The 17,432-nt window shown below is 72.7% G+C and carries 17 protein-coding genes and 1 pseudogene; 13 read left to right on the plus strand and 5 right to left on the minus strand.

All coding sequences use genetic code 11. The features are described 5' to 3' along the window. Nucleotides 1-2: 2 nt before the first annotated feature. Genes R4Z63_RS15865 through R4Z63_RS15875 form a run of 3 tightly spaced genes read left to right on the plus strand, consistent with a single transcriptional unit; the run spans nucleotide 3 to nucleotide 3,517 of the window. A complete protein-coding gene (locus tag R4Z63_RS15865) occupies nucleotides 3-1,265 on the plus strand; it encodes an ATP-grasp domain-containing protein (protein ID WP_384449133.1) in 1,263 nt (420 codons plus the stop codon). 37 nt (nucleotides 1,266-1,302) lie between these two features. Continuing rightward, on the plus strand, nucleotides 1,303-2,445 hold the full coding sequence (locus tag R4Z63_RS15870; RefSeq protein WP_384449136.1) for an NAD(P)/FAD-dependent oxidoreductase: 1,143 nt from the start codon (nucleotides 1,303-1,305) through the stop codon (nucleotides 2,443-2,445). Between the two features lie 13 nt (nucleotides 2,446-2,458). Further along, nucleotides 2,459-3,517: an MmcQ/YjbR family DNA-binding protein gene (locus tag R4Z63_RS15875; RefSeq protein WP_384449139.1), complete on the plus strand. Its 1,059-nt coding sequence runs from the start codon at nucleotides 2,459-2,461 to the stop codon at nucleotides 3,515-3,517. Between the two features lie 72 nt (nucleotides 3,518-3,589). On the opposite strand, the gene R4Z63_RS15880 is transcribed toward R4Z63_RS15875, so the two are convergent. Further along, the gene (locus R4Z63_RS15880) at nucleotides 3,590-5,038 is read right to left on the minus strand and encodes a helix-turn-helix domain-containing protein (RefSeq protein ID WP_384449141.1); all 1,449 of its coding nucleotides are present in this window, start codon (nucleotides 5,036-5,038) and stop codon (nucleotides 3,590-3,592) included. A gap of 321 nt (nucleotides 5,039-5,359) precedes the next feature. Between R4Z63_RS15880 and R4Z63_RS15885 the strand changes: the two genes are divergently transcribed. Then, on the plus strand, nucleotides 5,360-8,407 hold the full coding sequence (locus R4Z63_RS15885; protein ID WP_384449144.1) for an AfsR/SARP family transcriptional regulator: 3,048 nt from the start codon (nucleotides 5,360-5,362) through the stop codon (nucleotides 8,405-8,407). A gap of 70 nt (nucleotides 8,408-8,477) precedes the next feature. Here the strand turns inward: R4Z63_RS15885 and R4Z63_RS15890 are convergent, their stop codons facing one another. After that, entirely contained in the window at nucleotides 8,478-8,642 is a 165-nt protein-coding gene (locus tag R4Z63_RS15890; RefSeq protein WP_157840211.1) for a hypothetical protein, read from the minus strand. A 90-nt stretch (nucleotides 8,643-8,732) separates the two neighbouring features. After that, entirely contained in the window at nucleotides 8,733-9,635 is a 903-nt protein-coding gene (locus tag R4Z63_RS15895) for an ATP-grasp domain-containing protein (RefSeq protein ID WP_384449147.1), read from the minus strand. 191 nt (nucleotides 9,636-9,826) lie between these two features. Here R4Z63_RS15895 and R4Z63_RS15900 point away from each other — a divergent pair, with 191 nt between their 5' ends. Beyond that, complete coding sequence (locus tag R4Z63_RS15900) at nucleotides 9,827-10,366, plus strand: LysM peptidoglycan-binding domain-containing protein (RefSeq protein ID WP_384449150.1); 540 nt, start codon at nucleotides 9,827-9,829, stop codon at nucleotides 10,364-10,366. Nucleotides 10,367-10,431: 65 nt separating this feature from the next. Here the strand turns inward: R4Z63_RS15900 and R4Z63_RS15905 are convergent, their stop codons facing one another. After that, on the minus strand, nucleotides 10,432-11,148 hold the full coding sequence (locus R4Z63_RS15905; protein ID WP_052030353.1) for a DUF5324 family protein: 717 nt from the start codon (nucleotides 11,146-11,148) through the stop codon (nucleotides 10,432-10,434). 147 nt (nucleotides 11,149-11,295) lie between these two features. Here R4Z63_RS15905 and R4Z63_RS15910 point away from each other — a divergent pair, with 147 nt between their 5' ends. Beyond that, nucleotides 11,296-11,823, plus strand: a complete 528-nt coding sequence (locus tag R4Z63_RS15910) for a peptidylprolyl isomerase (protein WP_384448253.1) — start codon at nucleotides 11,296-11,298, stop codon at nucleotides 11,821-11,823. Nucleotides 11,824-11,956: 133 nt separating this feature from the next. Beyond that, nucleotides 11,957-12,832 (plus strand): rhomboid family intramembrane serine protease, encoded by an 876-nt coding sequence (locus R4Z63_RS15915; protein WP_037920485.1) that lies wholly within the window; start codon nucleotides 11,957-11,959, stop codon nucleotides 12,830-12,832. Nucleotides 12,833-12,947: 115 nt separating this feature from the next. Here R4Z63_RS15915 and crgA read toward each other — a convergent pair whose 3' ends face one another. After that, complete coding sequence (gene crgA, locus R4Z63_RS15920) at nucleotides 12,948-13,202, minus strand: cell division protein CrgA (protein WP_030762414.1); 255 nt, start codon at nucleotides 13,200-13,202, stop codon at nucleotides 12,948-12,950. Nucleotides 13,203-13,293: 91 nt separating this feature from the next. On the opposite strand from crgA, the gene R4Z63_RS15925 reads away from it, so the two are divergent. From R4Z63_RS15925 to R4Z63_RS15950, 6 genes and pseudogenes are all read left to right on the plus strand, one after another. Beyond that, nucleotides 13,294-14,067 carry a DUF881 domain-containing protein gene (locus tag R4Z63_RS15925; RefSeq protein ID WP_037920487.1) on the plus strand — a complete coding sequence of 258 codons (774 nt, stop codon included), beginning with the start codon at nucleotides 13,294-13,296 and terminating at the stop codon, nucleotides 14,065-14,067. Continuing rightward, nucleotides 14,039-14,800: a class E sortase gene (locus R4Z63_RS15930; RefSeq protein ID WP_384448065.1), complete on the plus strand. Its 762-nt coding sequence runs from the start codon at nucleotides 14,039-14,041 to the stop codon at nucleotides 14,798-14,800. Before R4Z63_RS15925 ends, R4Z63_RS15930 begins: the two co-directional genes overlap by 29 nt. Before the next feature lie 89 nt (nucleotides 14,801-14,889). Further along, a complete protein-coding gene (locus R4Z63_RS15935; RefSeq protein ID WP_037920490.1) occupies nucleotides 14,890-15,066 on the plus strand; it encodes a hypothetical protein in 177 nt (58 codons plus the stop codon). After that, a complete protein-coding gene (locus R4Z63_RS15940; protein WP_384448068.1) occupies nucleotides 15,063-15,701 on the plus strand; it encodes an aminodeoxychorismate/anthranilate synthase component II in 639 nt (212 codons plus the stop codon). The genes R4Z63_RS15935 and R4Z63_RS15940 overlap by 4 nt, the downstream gene beginning before the upstream one ends. Further along, a pseudogene (locus R4Z63_RS15945) lies at nucleotides 15,656-16,534 on the plus strand (class E sortase); the annotation flags it as partial. The gene R4Z63_RS15940 and the pseudogene R4Z63_RS15945, both read left to right, overlap by 46 nt. A 14-nt stretch (nucleotides 16,535-16,548) precedes the next feature. Then, a complete protein-coding gene (locus R4Z63_RS15950) occupies nucleotides 16,549-17,274 on the plus strand; it encodes a class E sortase (protein WP_384448071.1) in 726 nt (241 codons plus the stop codon). Nucleotides 17,275-17,432 lie beyond the last annotated feature (158 nt).

Raw genomic sequence — 17,432 nt, forward strand, 5'->3', positions numbered from 1 at the left:
ACATGACCGATGACGCCCACACGACCGATGACGGCGTGGTGATCCTGGTCGGCAGCGGACAGCGCGCCTACCGCGAGTACCTGCTCGCGGGCGCGGCCCGCCGGCGCCCGATCTGGATCCTGGACGCGGCCGAACCGACCTGGCAGCGCGACCACGTACTGGGCTCCACCACCGTGGAGCTGCTCGACCCGCAACGCCTCGTGCCCGACACGGAAGGCCTGATCAAGGCTGCCGAAGCGGTCGCCGCCGAGCACCGCGTGGTCGGCGTGTTCAGCTACGACGAGACGCTCGTCGTGACCACGGCCCTCATAGCCGAGCGGCTCGGCCTGCCCGGACTGACCTTCCGGGGGGCGGACAACTGCCGCAACAAGCACAACACCCGGCAGATGCTGACCGCCGCCGGGCTGCCCCAGCCGCACTTCGCCTACGTGACGGGAGCGGACGAGGCGCTCGCGACGGCCGACGCCTTCGGCTACCCGGTCGTCCTGAAGCCCCGCGGCATGGGCGCCAGCATCGGCGTCATCAAGGTCGACGGCCCCGAGGGGGTCCGTGCCGCCTTCGAGGTCGCGGACGCCGCCAGCCGCGGCGGGAACAGCGACTACGAGGGTGGGGTGCTGGTCGAGGAGTGCGTCATGGGCCCCGAGATCAGCATCGACGGCACGGTCTTCGACGGCGCCTGGAGCCCGCTCTTCCTCGCCCGCAAAGAAGTCGGCCTCGCGCCCTACTTCGAGGAGACCGGGCACACCGTCAGCGCCACCGACCCGCTGCTCGCCGACCAGGAGCTGCTGCGCGTGCTGCGGGCCGCACACCGGGAGCTGGGCATCGGCTACGGGATCACACACACGGAGGTGAAGCTCACCACCCGAGGTCCGGTGATCATCGAAGTGAACGCCCGCCTCGGCGGCGACCTGATCCCCTACCTGGGCAGCCTGGCCACCGGCGTCGAGCCGGGCGAACTGGCCGCGGAGATCGCCTCGGGCACCCTGCCGGAACGGGAGCCGACGCTGTCCCGCACGGTCGGCATCCGCTTCCTCTACCCGCCACGGAACGGCACGGTCCGGTCGATCGACGCACCCGCCGTCACGGACGTGCCGGGGCTGCTGGAGGCCAACGTGATGGTGCCCGCCGGCACGGAGCTGCTGCTGCCGCCGGACGGCTACCTCAGCCGCTACGCCAACCTGATCTGCGCCGGCGACGACTTCCTGAGCTGCGAGGAGTCCCTCGCCAAGGCCGAGGCGCTGACCACCATCGTCCTCGACAGCTGACGCGTCGGGAACCGGACACCAAGAAAGGAGGAGGGTGATGTCGGCGAGGGTAACGGTAGTGGGCGCGGGCGTGATCGCGCTGCTGACGGCGGTCGAGTGCGTGCTCGACGGACACCGGGTCACGATCGTCGACCAGGGGCCCATCCCGCACAGCCGGGCCACCTCTTTCGACCAGCACCGGATCCTGCGAGCCCTGCATCCCGCGGACCCGCAGACCACCGGCGCCGCCCTGCGGGCACACCGGCGGTGGATCGAGCTGGAAGAGCTCCTCGTGACGCGCTTCTACGAGCAGGTCGGTGCACTCACCGTCGTGCCGCCGGCGGCGGCCGCGGACGGGGCAGCCATGATCGTCAGGGCCGGGGGGAGGGCGACGGAGCTGACCTCGGCCGGCCTCGCCGACCGCTACCCGCACCTGCACCTGGACGGCGGCCTCGGCGGGGTGCTGGAGACCGAGGCGGGCGTCCTGCTGGCCGAACGGGTCCTCGCGGCATGCGTCGGCTGGCTGAAGTGGCAGCGCGGCATCGAGCTGATCGAACACCGGCCCGTGACCGCCGTCGACGCCGACAGCGGCACGGTACGGCTGGTGGACGGGCAGGTGCTGCACGGCGACGCGGTCCTCATGGCGGTCGGCCCCTGGTCGCGGGACCTGCTGCCGGCGGGCATGTCCGAACAGCTCACGCTCTACCGGCAGTCCCTCCTGTATTGCAGGGTGCCGCGGCGGCAGGCGGCCGCCTGGGCCGCCACCCCGGCCGTGCCCGCCCTCGGTACGAGGGGCGGAGCCTGGCTGATCCCCCCGGTGGCGGGCACGGCCCTCAAGCTCACCTCGGCCACCGCCTGCCGGGCGGTGGACGCGATCACCGACTACGCCACCGACCCGTACTGGCAGCGCAAGCTGGAGAAGGAGTTCGGGGACGTCCTCCCCGGCTTCGGGCCGGCCTGGGTCGCCACCGCCAAGGACGCCTACTACTCGGCGTTCGCGCCCACCGGCGGCCCGTTGGTCGTCGCCCTCGGCAGCGCGGGATACGCGTACGCGGCCTGCGGCGGGACGTCCTTCAAGTTCGCGCCGCTCATCGCAAGGTCGCTCGCCGACCGGCTGGGCGGCCGCAGCCCCGCACCGATCGGTGTCGGCGCGCTCGACGGGCCGCTGGACGTCCACGCCCCGCAGCTCGCGGGCCTGTGAGCGGGGGGCCGGCGTGACACCGAAGGAGCGGGCCGCGGTCACGGTGGACGACGTGCGTCGGCTGGCGCTCGCCCTGCCGCGCACCCAGGAGCATCTCGTCCGGGACCGGGTGAAGTTCCGGATCGGCAGGATCGTCTATCTCGCGCTCTCCCGGGACGAGAGCGAACTGGGCTTCGCCTTCCCCAAGGAGGAGCGGGCGGCGCTCGTCGCCGCCGAACCCGCGAAGTTCTTCCTGCCCAGGGAGTCGGATCTGCGCTTCCACTGGGCGCAGGCCCACCTCGCCGCCCTGGACCGCGAGGAGCTGACGGAACTGGTCACCGAGGCCTGGCGGATGGTGGTGCCGGCGAGGGTGGCCCGCGAACACCTCGACCGACCCCCGGCGGGGACCGCGGCGGGAGACCCGGCGGGCCCGGCCCCGGTCCCGTCACCGCCCACGCTGGCCCGGCTGCATGCCGCGGCGGAGGTGTTCAACGGATTCGCCGGCGTGGACCGCAGCTGGCTGGCACTGCGCGAGGAGACCGGCGCCCTCGACCTCTCCGCCGCCGCGCACCGCACCGCCCTGCACCGCTGGCTCAACTCCTGGGGATGCCGCATCCGTTACCCGCGCGAGGGCGAGCCCGACGCCTTCGGGGCGGGACTCGCGGCCTGGTGGGAGCGCCACCGGGGGATGCCGGACGCGCCGCTGGCGGCGCTCGGCCCCCGCGAGATCTCCCGGCTCGCGAAGGCCTACGCGGAGCTGGCGGCCGTACCGGTCGGCCGCCGCAGCCTCGGCCCGACCGCCGCCTCCAAGGCGCTGTACGCGCTGCGCCCCGCCTCGGTCATGCCCTGGGACGCGGCCATCGCGGAGCGACTCCACGGCGCCCGGGACGGCGACGCCTTCGCCCGCCACCTGCGGACCGGCGGTGCCTGGGCGCGCGCAGTGCTCGCCGAGGCCGGAGGGTTGCCCGAGGCTTCCGTCTGCGCCGATCTGGGCAGGCCGCACGTGTCCCTGGCCAAGATCCTCGACGAGTACCTGTACGTGACGATCACCCACGGCGCGCGGACGCCGCCCCCGGCGGGAGCCGCCGGCTGAGAACGGCGCGGTCCCGCGGACCGGGCGGCCAGGCCCGCGGCGCGGCCTGCGGCGCGGACCGCGGGCGCCGGCCTACCGCGCCGCCCGTGCGGGCACCTGCGCCGCCGACCGCGGCGCCCCGGCCGGGGACTCGTCCGTCGGGTCCGGCTGGGTCAGCGCGAAGGCCCGGGCCATGGGCGTGAGCCCGTACTCCCCGGGCACGTCGGAGTGGTCCAGCAGGCCCGCGTCCAGGAGGCGTTCGAGGAGGTCCTCGACCGGCTGCGCGGAGCGCTCCACCAGGACGGCGAGCGCGTCCGCGGACTCGTACACGACGTTGTCCACCGAGGGCGGTCCGTCCGACCCGGCGAACTGCCTCAGCACCAGGCGGGCCCACGGGGTCAGCTGGCGGTAGGCGCTGTCCAGGCGGGTGACGAGGGCGTCGTCGCCCACCTGCAGCCGGCCCAGGAACCGGCCCGGTTCCCCGGGCCCCTCGCCGACCAGGTCGGACACCGCGTCCTGGAGCATCCACTCCGGACGGGCCGCCAGCCGGCGCGCGGCCAGGTTCAGGGCCAGCGGCAGGTCTCCGCAGGCCTCGGCCAGCCGCAGGCAGGAGCGCGGATCGGTGCCGACCCGGTCCGCGCCCAGCGACTGGGCGAGCAGGTGCATGGACTCGTCGCGGTCCAGGACGGGCATCCGCAGCCGGCACACCCCGTCGAGGCCGAGCAGCCGGGAGCGGCTGGTGATCACGACGCGGCTCTCGGGCGCGGCGGTCAGGAGCTCGCGCACCTGGCGTTCGTGCTGCACGTTGTCGAGCAGCACGAGGATCCTGCGGCGGTCGAGCACAGACCGGTACAAGCCCATTCTCTGCCCAGGGTCGTTCGGGATCCGGTCGGCCGGGATACCGAGCGCTTCGAGGAAACCGCCCGCGATACCCGCGGCGTCCTTGCGGCCGTCCGCGGCGGGGTCGAGGTTCGCGTAGAGCTGTCCGTCGGGCAGGGCCGTCGCCAGTTCGTGGGCCAGCCGCAGGGCGAAGGCGGACTTGCCCGCACCGACCTGACCGCTGATTAGCAGGGGGACCGCGGCCGGCTGGCCGCCGTGCGCGGGCGCGGTCAGCGACCTGGCCTGCTGGATCAGCTCGACGCGTCCCACCAGGGCGCGGGGCGCCATCGGCAGCTGGGCCGGCGGGGGCAGTACGGCTCGTACGTCGGCGGCGCGCAGTTCGTTCTCCTGGTGCTGCTGTACGGCCTTGGCCGCGGGGCGGGGGTTGCCGTCCTTGGGCACGGGGCGGGCCGCCTCGTGCCACCGGCGTTCCCAGGTGGCGCGGTCACCGCCGCAGGCCTCGGCGAAGGCGAGGGCCACCTGGAGGGTGGGGAGCCGGTATCCGGCGGCCGCGTCGGAGAGCACCGACGCGGAGAACCGGGCCCGCATGGCCATGTCGCGGTAGCCGGGGCTGCCCGCCGCGGCACGCAGACTGCGCAACTCCCGGGCGAACGCGGTGACCGGTCCGGCATCGGGGGCCAGCGGTCGCTCCAGTCTTCCCACACCCGTCTCCTTTGGCACTCGCTCTGTCCGCGGCCCGTCGAGGCCGGCCCGTGAACTGTCCGTGCCGTGCTTCCTGATCTGCTACCGGATGCTTACCGCCAGCGAGGAGTAACCCCTATGATCCGGTTGACATGGCCTGGCCAGGGGTCTGTTGAGGGGGGTGGATGTCCCATGCCTGGGGCGGATGCGGAGTCAGGTGAGAGACCAACGGACGGGGCAGGGGGGACTCTGCTGCGGTTCAACGTGCTCGGATCCCTTGAGGGGTGGTTCGGACAGGCACGGCTGAGGCTGGGGGGAGCGATTCAGGAACGCGTCCTCTGCATGCTGCTGCTGGAATCCGGCCGGGTGGTGCCGGTCACCCGGCTCGTCGAGGCGACGTGGGAGCAGGACCCGCCGGTGACCGCCGCGCACCAGGTGCGCAAGGCCGTCGCGGACCTGCGCAGGCGCATACCGGCCGGCACCGAGGTGATCGCGACCGACGGGCCCGGCTACCGGGCGGTGGTGACGGACGACCAGGTTGACCTCCTGGAGTTCGACGCGCTGACCGGGAAGGCCGGCCAGGCCCTGCGGGAGGGTCGCCGCCCGGCGGCCGCCGAGGCGCTGCGGAGCGCCCTCGCACTGTGGCGGGGCTCGGTACTGTCCGGTATGGGCGGCCGGGTGATCGAAGCCGCGGCGACCGCGCTGGAAGAGCGCAGGCTGGCCGCGGCGGACCAGTTCTTCGACCTCAGCCTCGCCCTGGGGGAGTCCGGCGATCTCATCTCCGGCCTCCGCGCGCTGATCACGCAGCACCCGCTGCGGGAGACGCTCCGCGGGCAGCTGATGCTGGCCCTCTACCGGTCGGGGCGGCAGGCGGAGGCGCTCAAGGAGTACGGGGAGGTCCGCGAGCTGCTCGTGGACGAGCTCGGGATCGATCCGGGCCCGCGGCTGGCCAGGTTGTACGAGGCGATCCTGCGGGACAGCCCCGAACTGGCCGCTCCGGAACGCCCGGCAGCCGAGCCCGCGGCACCAGCCGGCGCGGTGCCCGAACCGGATGTTCCCGCACCGGCGGCGGCACCGGAACCGGCCTTCCCGGTCCCGGTACCCGCCGTCGGGCCGCCGGCCCCGGCGGAGCGGGTTCCCGGACAGCCGCAGGCGCCACCGCACGCCGCGGCCACCTCCGGGGATGCCCCGTGCACGCTGCCCTACGACCTGCCGGACTTCACGGGCCGCACCCGCGAACTGGCCGAGCTGTTCGACTACGCCCGGGGCAGCGGCCGGGGCGGCGACCGGTACGCCCGCGTCGTCGCCGTCGACGGCATGGGCGGCATGGGCAAGACCACCCTCGCGGTGCGGGCCGCCCACCAGCTGGCCGACCGGTACCCCGACGGGCAGCTCCACATCGACCTGCACGGATTCACTCCCGGCGGCAAGCCGGTGTCGGCCGCCGCCGCCCTCGACAGCCTCCTGCGCACCCTGGGCACCCCGGGCGACCGCATCCCGGAGGACCTGGAGGGGCGCAGCGCACTGTGGCGGACGAAGCTGGACGGGCGGCGGATGCTGCTGCTGCTCGACAACGCCGTCGACGCCGCGCAGATCCGGCCGCTCCTGCCGGTCTCGCCCGGCAGCCTGACGCTGATCACGAGCCGCGGCCGGCTCCTCGACCTCGACGGCGTCGAGTGGGTGTCCATCGGGATGATGGAGCCCGAGGACAGCACCAGCCTGATGACCGAGACGCTCGGCGAGGCCAGGGTGGCGGCCGAGCCCGAGGCGTCCGCCGAACTGGCCCGGCTCTGCGGCCACCTGCCGCTCGCCCTGCGCATCGCGACGGCCCGGCTGCGCAACAGGCCGCGCTGGACGGTGCGGTACCTGGTCGAGCGGCTGCGCGACGAGACGCGCCGGATGGACGAGCTGAGCTCGGGCGAGCGCAGCGTGGCGGCAACCCTGCGCCTGTCCTACCTGGCCATGGACGAGGAGTACCGGACCGCGTTCCGCATCCTCAGCCTGTACCCGTGCGCGGGCACCGACGTCTACTCGGCGGCCGCGCTCCTGGGGACGTCGGTCCGTGACGCCGAGGACGCGCTGGAGTTCCTGCTCGACGTCCACCTGGTGCGTCAGCCCGACATCGGTCTCTACACCTTCCACGATCTGGTGCGCAGTTTCGCCCAGAGCCTGCGGGGTCCGGCGACGGCGGACGACGACGCGGCGGCGGTCGAGCGGCTGCTCAGCTACTACATGACGGCCTCGGACGCGGCCTGCGAGGTGCTGTTCCCGGGCCGTGAGCGCAGGCCGAGCGGCATCGCGCCGTACGAGGGTGAACGGCCCGTCTTCAGGGATGCCGAGCAGGCCCTGAACTGGTTCGTCCGCGAGCAGGCGGGACTGCTCGCGGCGGTGGCCCTCGCCGAGCGGTCCGGTCACGACCGGTACGCGGCCTGCCTCAGCCGAAACGTCGGCTTCCACCTGTACGCACAGGGGCAGCTCGACGCGTTCTGGAGCGTCGGGCATCTCGCGGTGGCCGCCTCCCGGCGGCTCGACGACCTCTCGCTCCTCGGCATCAGCCTGTCCAACCTGGGAGCCGCCTGCTGGAAGCTGGGGCGGTTCGAGGAAGGACTGGAGGTCGCCACGGAGGCGCGCGACACGGCGATCCGCGCCGGGGACCGGCACACCGAGGGGCACAGCGAGTCGACCATCGGGCTGCTGATGACGATGCTCGGGCGGTACGCGGAGGCCCTGCCCATCCTGGAGCGGGCCGTCCGCCTGGCCAAGGAGCTGAGCGGCCCCGCGACGGCCGCCGAGACGCTGACCATCCTCAGCACCCTGTACGAGCGGTGGGGACGCTATCCGGAGGCGGCCGACGCAGCCCGTGAGGCGCTGGAGATCGCCCACGGCCGGGGCAACGAGATCATGGCCCTGACCGATCTGGCCTTCGCCCAGGTGGGTCTCGGCGAGTACGCGGACGCGGACGCGGGCCTGAAGCGGGCCCGCGACCTGTGCGACGAGACCCGGTCGCCGGGCGACGTCGCCCTGGTGTTCGCGCTGTCCGCCCGGGTCGCCATGGAACGGGGCGACACCTCGCAGGCCCGGACGTTCGCCGAGCGGGCGCTGGTCCTCGGGCGGGCGAGCGGAGCACCGATCCGGCTCGCCAAGGTCGAGAACATCGTCGGCCAGCTGCACATGAGATGGGGGGAACACGAGGCGGCCATGGCGATGCACTCCCATGCCCGCACGATCGCCTCGTCGATGAGCTTCCGGGCCGAGGAGGCCTTCGCGCTCGTCGGCCTCGCCCATGCGGCCGAGGTGTTCGGCGATTCCGCGGCGTCGGCCGAATACCGGGCGGCCGCCGAGGAGTTGTTCGACTTCATGGATTTGCCGGCGCATCGCAGGGCCTACTGACCCCGCACGTGGAAGTGCCCCGCACCGGGATGTGGTGCGGGGCACTTCCGTCGCGTGCGCTACAGGCCGGTCACTTGCCGGTGGGGCCCGGGGAGGGGAGGCCGGGACCCCGGTCGTCCGCGAGCACCTCGTACCCGGAGGGCTGGCCGGCGTCCGCCGTACCGACCGTCACGCCGGTGCCGATCACCAGGGCCGCCGCGATGATCCCGATCAGTCCGACCAGCTTGCTGCGCATGTTCTGAACCCCCTGGTGTGTGGTGCCCGGTGCGCGGTTCCCGTGTGGTGCGGTGGCCGCTCTCGACAGGACAAAGACTCGTCGAGGCGATTACCGGTCCGTTCCCCTCTCGATACCGCTCGTGACGGCCGGGCGGGAACGGCCGTTCCCGGTCCGTTCCCGGTCGGGTTCGGTGGCCGCCGCGATCCGCGATCCCCTGGCTCCGACCAGCACGTCCGTCCTCGTGGTGCCCCGTTCGTACCCGGCCAGGTCGAGCAGGGCGCGCACGGTCGCGCGAACGCCCGCCTGCTCGCCGTCGGGCAGCGGCGCCGCGTTCCCCTCCGGGGTGATCCCGGCGACCAGGTGCATGCCGTCCACCGTGAGCGTTTCCACCTGGAACTTGGCTCCCGTCAGGAGCTCCTCGACGAGGTAGGGGGCGGAATGCCGTGCGGTGACGGCCCGTTCGGCCCACTGGTCGAGTCCGGAGCGGTCGTGCACCGGTACGGTCCACCAACAGCCCGCCTTGTCAGCTGACTTGATGACCACCGGAAGGGGGAAGTCCTCGGCCAGGGTGCGCGCCTCGGCGATGGAACGGGCCTCTTCCGCGCGGACCGCGGAGGTCCGGCTCTGGTTGAGGATGCGCCGGATCGCCACCGCGTCGGGCAGCCGGCCCGTCGGCTGCCCGACCGCCGGCGACAGTTCCCGCAGCAGGTCCTCGGCGGCGGCGGCGCCGCTCCCGAGCCCTCTCTCCAGGTCGCTCGCGAGGTACAGGACGTGGCCGATGCCGTGCTCGGCGACCGCACGCGCCAGCACGTCCCGCAGCGCGAGCGGGTCTGCGAAGTCGACCCGCAGGAGCCGGTGCGCGGGCAGGCCGGCGGGGGGCTGCGGGTGCGGGGGGCCGGAGCCGGTGTCCGACACCACCCAGACGTCCAAACCCGCCGTGACCGCGGCGTCCAGGAGCCCGGGCCCGGGCCCGACCAGTACGACCCGCTCCGCGGCCTGTTTGATGATCACAGAATTCTCCTCCATCGTGTCCCACGATGTTCGCGGCGTGCTTTCCCGCTTCCTTCCCGACGTGTTCCCATGGGGGTGCGGGGGCCCACGTCCCCCGGACGGCCCCGCCACGGGGCCGGCCGGCGCCGGGTGGCAGACAGTGGGGAAGGGCACCGAACCAGGGGGGACCAGCACGCCGGAGGCGTATGCACATGGGACTCTTCGACTTCCTGAAGTCCGACAGGCACAAGGCCGACGAGGCGGCCGCGAAGGCACGGGAACAGGTGGTCCAGCAGCCGGACCCGGCGGCGCGGCCCCCGGCGGGCTCGGCGGCCGACGCCGCGGCGGCCACCAAGGCCGCCGCCGAACGCATGGCGGCGGCCGCGCCGGCCCGGCCCTCCCCCGCGACCCCCACGCCCGCTTCGGCGGCCCACAAGGCCGTGCCGGCCGCCCCCAGGCCGGCCACGAGGCCGAAGCCGGCGCCGCTCTCGACGGCGCGCGGCGCCGCGCACACCCCCACACCGCACTCGGCCGCGCACAAGGCGGTGCCCGCGGCTCCGGTGGCCAGGCCTCCCGTCTCGGCCGGGCACCGCACGTACACCGTCCGGGCCGGTGACTCGCTGGCCGGGATCGCCCACCGTGAGCTCGGCAACGAGGCCCGCTGGCGCGAGCTCTACGCGATGAACCGGGGCGTCATCGGAGACACCCCGGACCGCGTCAGCCCGGGCATGGTCCTGACCCTCCCCACCTGAGCACGCGCGGAAGGGGCGGCGGCCGGAACCGATGGTCCGGCCGCCGCCCCTTCCGCGCGAAGCCGCTACGCGAGCGGGTCGGTTCCCGACCCCGCCTCGCGCTCCTTCTCCGCCAGCTCGTCGTCGAAGCTCGCCGGTGCGGCATCGCGGTCCGACAGCTCGGTCGCCGCGGGCGGCTCGACCAGCCAGTCCGGGTTCGACTGCTGGTCCCACCACCGCCACGCCAGGTATGCGCCGGCGGCGACCAGGCCGACGAGCGCGGCTCCGCGCAGCACCTTGCCGCGGCGCCGTGCCCGCTCGTGCTTGCGCACCAGCCGTTGCACTTCCTTGGCGGTCACCTGGCCGCGCAACGCCGCCAGGGCGGCCGTCGAACGCGACGCGGCCTCCTCGGCCACGGGCGTGGCGGCTGCGATCGCGCTCTCGATCTTCGGCTGCGTGTAGTCGGCCGCCTGACGGGCCGCCAGCAGCGTCTGGTGGACCGCCTTCGTCGCAGCCCGGTCCACGGGCGGCGGCACGTGCGCCCGCGCCGCCTTCAGCCGCGGGTGCAGATGGCAGTCGTAGGTCATCCGGGCCTGGCGCGCCGCGCCGGTGGCAGCCTGGGACATCATCGGCGTCAGCCGTTCGTTGGCCTCGTGCGCGTAGTGCACCGCAGCGTCCCTGGCGGATTCCGCGTACGGCGCCACCATTTCAGCCGCGTACCGCACGCTCTCCCTGGCGCTCTCGGCTGCCAGGCGCGCGCTGTCCTTGCCGGTCACGGGATCCTCCTCCTCGGTGGCGGACACAGTTCACCTTTCCACCCTTTGTCGGATCATGCCTGCCACAGCGCCGAGCGGCATGCGCGACAGGGCATACGGGTGGACGATTTCAGTGCCGCGGAGCGCTCCGTGCGACCATCTGGACCGACAGTGATGACTATGGAAGGCAGATCCGTGGCCGAGAAGCTCTACGCCACCCTGAAGACCACCCACGGCGACATCGAGATCGAGCTGCTGGAGAACTTCGCTCCGAAGACCGTTCGGAACTTCGTCGAGCTCGCCACGGGCGCCCGCGAGTGGACCCGTCCCACGGACGGCCAGAAGACCACCGACCCGCTCTACGACGGCACCGTCTTCCACCGCGTCATCAGCGGCTTCATGATCCAGGGCGGCGACCCGCTGGGCAACGGAACCGGCGGCCCGGGCTACGCCTTCGCGGACGAGTTCCACCCCGATCTGGCCTTCACCAAGCCCTACCTGCTCGCCATGGCCAACGCCGGCCCGGGCACCAACGGCTCGCAGTTCTTCATCACCGTCGCCCCGACCGCCTGGCTGACGCGCAAGCACACCATCTTCGGCGAGGTCGCCGACCCGGCGAGCCGCAAGGTCGTGGACGCCATCGCCGCCAGTGCCACCAACCCGCGCACCGAGCGGCCGCTGGACGACGTGATCATCAAGTCCGTCGTCGTCGAGAAGCGCTGACCCCTCCGCCCGCTCCGCCAGGCCCCCGGGAACCTTTCCGCCCCGCCCGTCCGTCCTGGATACGTACCGGAACCGGATACGTACCGGACCGGCGGGGTCGCACCGCCTGCCCTGCCGCCGACCGAGGGGACCGATGGACACCGACCGTCTGCCGGGCTGCTACCGCCACCCGGACCGCGACACGGGGATCAGCTGCACCCGCTGCGAGCGCCCCATCTGCCCCGAGTGCATGATCAGCGCCTCGGTGGGCTTCCAGTGCCCCGAGTGCGTACGCGAGGGCTCCGGGACCGGGCACCGGCCCGCCGCGAACGCGCCCCGCACCCTCGCGGGCGGGGTGGTCGCCGACGATCCCCACCTGGTCACCAAGATCCTCATCGGGATCAACGCGGCGGTGTTCCTCGCCGGCCTCGCAGCACCCGCGATCGTGATCCAGCTCGAACTGCTCGGCCGCTACGTCGAGTACTTCGGCGCTCCGTTGGAAGGGGTCTCCACCGGCCAGTACCACCGGCTGCTGACCTCGGTGTTCCTGCACGTCGAGTGGTGGCACATCACCGGCAACATGATCGGCCTGTGGGTGATCGGAGGCCCTCTGGAGGCGGCCCTGGGCCGCGCCCGCTACCTCGCCGTCTACCTGCTCTCGGGCCTGGGCGGCAGCGTCCTCGTCTACCTGCTGACCCCGCCGAACACCCCGACCCTCGGCGCCTCCGGAGCGGTCTTCGGCCTGCTCGGCGCCACGGTGGTGCTGGTGCGACGGCTGCGGTACGAGATGCGGCCGGTGATCGTCATGGTCGTGCTGATGCTGGTGCTGACCTTCTTCCCCTTCGGCGGTGCCCTCAACGTGTCCTGGCAGGCCCACGTGGGCGGTCTGGTCACCGGCGCGCTGGTCGGGCTCGGCATGCTCACGCCGACCGCCGCCCGGCATCGCGCACTCGTCCAGTGGGGCACCTGTGCGGCGGTGTTCCTGCTGGCAGCAGCGCTGATCATGCTCCGTACGGCGGAACTCACCTGATCACACCGGCGTCAACTCTCCACAGAGTTATCCACAGATCTTCTGCCTTTTCCTCAGCTGTGGATGACGCTGTGGATAACTCCTGGGGAGAGCTTCCGTCAGGGACGGCCGGGTGCTACTTCCACTGCGTGGAAACGCCGAATCCCGCCGCGATGAAGCCGAACCCGACCACGATGTTCCAGTTGCCCAGCGCCTCGACCGGCAGCTGGGTCTCGGTCACGTAGAAGACGACGATCCACGCGAGACCGATCAGGAAGAACGCCAACATGACCGGGGCCACCCAGCTGCGGTTCGTCAACCGGATGCTCTGCGGCTGCCGCGTGGGCGGCGGGGTGTAGTCGTCCTTCTTGCGGATACGTGACTTCGGCACGAGGGGCTCTCCTGTCGATGCGCTGGGGACCTTGCCTGCCCCGGGCGTCCGTTAGCGTAGTGGACCTGTGGCGTTGAAGGAGAAGGGTACGTTGAGCAATTCAGACGACTCCTCCGCGGGTACCCGCCGCCGGGCCAGGCCGGTCCGGTTGCTGACGGCCGCCGTCTTCGCCCTGGCCGGGCTGCTCTTCGTCACCAGTTTCAACACTTCCAAGGGTACGAACATCCGGACGGACGCCTCCCTCCTGAAACTGTCCGATCTCATCGAGGAGCGCAGCCAGGACAACGCGGAGCTGGAGGAGAGCACCGGAGCGGCCCGCCGCCGCGTGGACGCCCTCGCCGCCCGCGACAACGGCAGCAGCCGGGCACAGGACGCCGAGCTGGCCGCCCTGCGGGCCGCCTCGGGCACCGAGGAGCTCTCCGGCAAGGGCCTGACCGTCACCCTCAACGACGCCCCTCCCAACGCCACCGCCCGCATTCCCAACGTGCCCGAGCCGCAGCCCAACGACCTGGTGATCCACCAGCAGGACCTCCAGGCCGTGGTGAACGCCCTGTGGCAGGGCGGCGCCCAGGGCATCCAGGTCATGGACCAGCGGCTCATCTCCACCAGCGCGGTGCGCTGTGTGGGCAACACCCTGATCCTCCAGGGCCGCGTCTACTCGCCCCCGTACAAGATCTCCGCCGTCGGCGACCCGGCGGCGCTCAAGAAGGCCCTCGCCGCCTCCCCGGCCCTGCAGAACTACCAGGCGTACGTGAACGCCTACGGCCTGGGCTGGAAAGTGGACGAGCACAAGGCGCTGACACTTCCCGCCTACTCCGGCACAGTGGACCTCCACTATGCGAAGCCGGTGGGCGCCACCCCGTGACCGGGTCCGTTCCGACGCCGTACTGCGGCTGGCGGTACGGACGTTCAGCGAGGCGTGCCTGACGGCCGGCGCGCTGATCGTGCTCTTCGTCGCCTACGTCCTGCTGTGGACCGGGGTCACCGCGGACCGGGCCGCAGCCGGCGAGATGGCCCGGCTGCGCGACAGCTGGGCGGCCGGCGCACCGCGGGCGGCGCTGGCCGCCGCGCCCGGGGCCGCCCCGCTGCCGCCGGAGTCCACCGCAGCCGAGCCGCCGCCCCGCCACCCCGCGGGCCGGGCCTTCGCCGAGATGTACGTACCGCGCTTCGGCCCGGACTGGGTCCGGCCGGTCCTGGAGGGCACGGACCCCGAGCTGCTGAAGAAGGGCCTGGGCCACTACACCGCGACCGCCCCCCTCGGGGCCGTCGGGAACTTCTCCGTGGCCGGCCACCGCCGCACCTACGGAGACCCCTTCAAGGACTTCCCGAAGCTGCGCCCGGGGGACGAGGTGATCCTCAAGGACGCGGGCACCCGGTACACGTACACGATCCGGGGCGGGCCCCTGCGCATCCTGCCCACCGACGTCGGAGTGGTCGACCCGGTCCCCGGCGGGTCCCCCTTCACGGCGCCGGGCCGGTACCTGACGCTGACCACCTGCGACCCCGAGTGGGGACACAGCCACCGGCTGGTGGTCTGGGCGGAACTGACCGGAACGCACCCCGCGGCGCAGAGCGGGCCGGGGGGTTCGTCCAGGTGACCCTCTCCGCCGGGCCGCTGCCTTTAGTCTGTTCGCGTACCGCCCCCGCGGTGCGTTGAACGAATATGGACGAAAAGGAATCAGGCGGCATGTACGGCTGGATCTGGCGGCATCTGCCGGGCAACGCGTGGGTGCGCGCCCTGATCTCCCTCGTACTGGTCCTCGCCGTGGTTTTCGTGCTGTTCCAGTACGTCTTCCCGTGGGCCGAGCCACTCCTTCCGTTCAACGATGTGACGGTGGACGAGGGATCGGGAGCCAGTCCGTGAGCGCACGCATTCTGGTCGTGGACAACTACGACAGCTTCGTCTTCAACCTGGTCCAGTACCTCTACCAGCTGGGAGCCCAGTGCGAGGTCCTGCGCAACGACGAGGTCGCCCTCGCGCACGCGCAGGACGGCTTCGACGGGGTGCTGCTCTCCCCCGGACCGGGCACGCCCGAGCAGGCCGGCGTCTGCATCGACATGGTCCGGCACTGCGCCGGCACCGGCGTCCCCGTCTTCGGCGTGTGCCTGGGCATGCAGTCGATGGCGGTGGCCTACGGAGGCGTGGTGGGCCGGGCCCCGGAGCTGCTGCACGGCAAGACCTCGCCCGTGGTGCACGGCGGGCTCGGCGTCTTCGAGGGACTGCCCTCGCCCTTCACCGCGACCCGGTACCACTCCCTCGCGGCCGAGCCCGCGACCCTGCCCGACGTGCTGGAGGTCACGGCACGGACCGAGGACGGGATCATCATGGGCCTGCGCCACCGGGAGCACGACGTCGAGGGCGTGCAGTTCCACCCCGAGTCGGTGCTGACCGAATGGGGCCACCGGATGCTCGCGAACTGGCTGGTCCGGTGCGGTGACGCCGGCGCGGTGGAGCGCTCGGTGGGGCTGGCCCCGGTGGTGGGCAAGGCCGTCGCGTGACGACGGTCGCGCCGTCCGCGCCCACGGAGGGCCGGGCCGCGCGACGCAGGGCAGCTCAGGAGGCCGCGAAACGGGCCGCCGGGAACACCCGGCGGCGGGGCGGACGGCGGCGGGGCGGACGGCGGCGCAAGCGGCCGGCGTCGGGCGGCCCGGTGGTCATCGCGAGCCGGCTGGGCGGGGAGCTGTTCATCACGGCGGGCCTGGTGATGCTGCTGTTCGTCGCCTATCAGCTCTGGTACACGAACGTGGTGGCGGAGCGGACGGCGAACGGCGCCGCAGGCTCGCTGCTGCAGACCTGGGAGCGGCAACCGGACGGCGGCGGGACGGCCCCGCCGGTGACGGCCTTCGAGCCGGGCCAGGGCTTCGCCATCCTCCACATCCCCAAGCTGGACGTGAAGGTCCCGGTGGCCGAGGGCATCAGCAAGCCGAAGGTCCTGGACCGGGGCATGGTCGGGCACTACGGCGAGGGCGCGCTGAAGACCGCGATGCCGGCCGACAAGCAGGGCAACTTCGCGGTGGCCGGACACCGCAACACCCACGGCGAGCCGTTCCGCTACATCAACCGGCTGGTGCCCGGGGACCCCGTCGTGGTCGAGACCCGGGACGCCTACTACACGTACGAGATGACCTCGTCGCTCGCGCAGACACCGCCGACGAACATCGGAGTGATCAAACCCGTGCCGGAGGGCTCCGGTTTCACCTCCGAGGGCCGGTACATCACGCTGACCACCTGCACCCCGGAGTTCACCAGCACCTACCGGATGATCGTATGGGGCAGGATGACCGACGAACGACCGCGCAGCCAGGGCCCGCCGCCCGCGCTGACCAGCTAAGGAAGAATCACGCAGTGTCTCGTGCCAGCCGCCGTGCCGCGGCCCCGCCCGCCGGCAGCCGCAGTGTGCTCGCCGGGTTCCTGAGCCTGCTGGGCGAGGTTCTCATCACGGCGGGCCTGGTGCTGGGGCTGTTCGTGGCCTACTCGCTGTGGTGGACGAACGTCCTCGCGGACCGGCAGGCCGCCGCGCGCGGGAACGAGATCCGGCAGCAGTGGCTGAACCCGGCCCCCGAGCAGGCCGGACCGGGTGCGCTCGACACCCGGGGCGGAGTCGGCTTCCTGCACGTGCCGGCGATGCGGAACGGCGAGGTGCTCGTCAAGGCGGGCACGGCGCCGGACATCCTCGACGACGGCGTGGCCGGGTACTACACGGAGCCCGTGAAGTCGGCGCTGCCGTGGGACGAGAAGGGGAACTTCTCGCTGGCCGCGCACCGCGACGGGCACGGGGCGAAGTTCCACAACATCGACAAGGTGAAGAACGGCGACGCGGTCGTCTTCGAGACCCGGGACACCTGGTACGTCTACCGGGTCTTCGCAGAGCTGCGCCAGACCTCGAAGTACAACACCGACGTGATCAACGCGGTCCCCAAGGAGTCCGGCAAGACCGCTCCGGGCCGGTACATCACGCTCACCACCTGCACCCCGGTCTACACCTCGAAGTACCGGTACATCGTGTGGGGCGAGCTGGTCCGGACGGAGAAGGTCGACGCCCGGCGCACGCCCCCGGCGGAGCTGCGCTGAGCCGGGGCCTGCGCGGCCCCCAGAGGGTCTGGAGGGCCCCGCGGGAGCCCCGGGAGTTCCAGGGAGTCCCAGGAATCCCAGAGGCCCCGGACAGGCCCGCAGACGCCCGTCTGTCGCCGCCGTGGGTGTGGGCGTGTGAAAGGTCCGGCCCCTCTCGC

It is taken from the genome of Streptomyces sp. PL-29 (assembly GCF_058344425.1).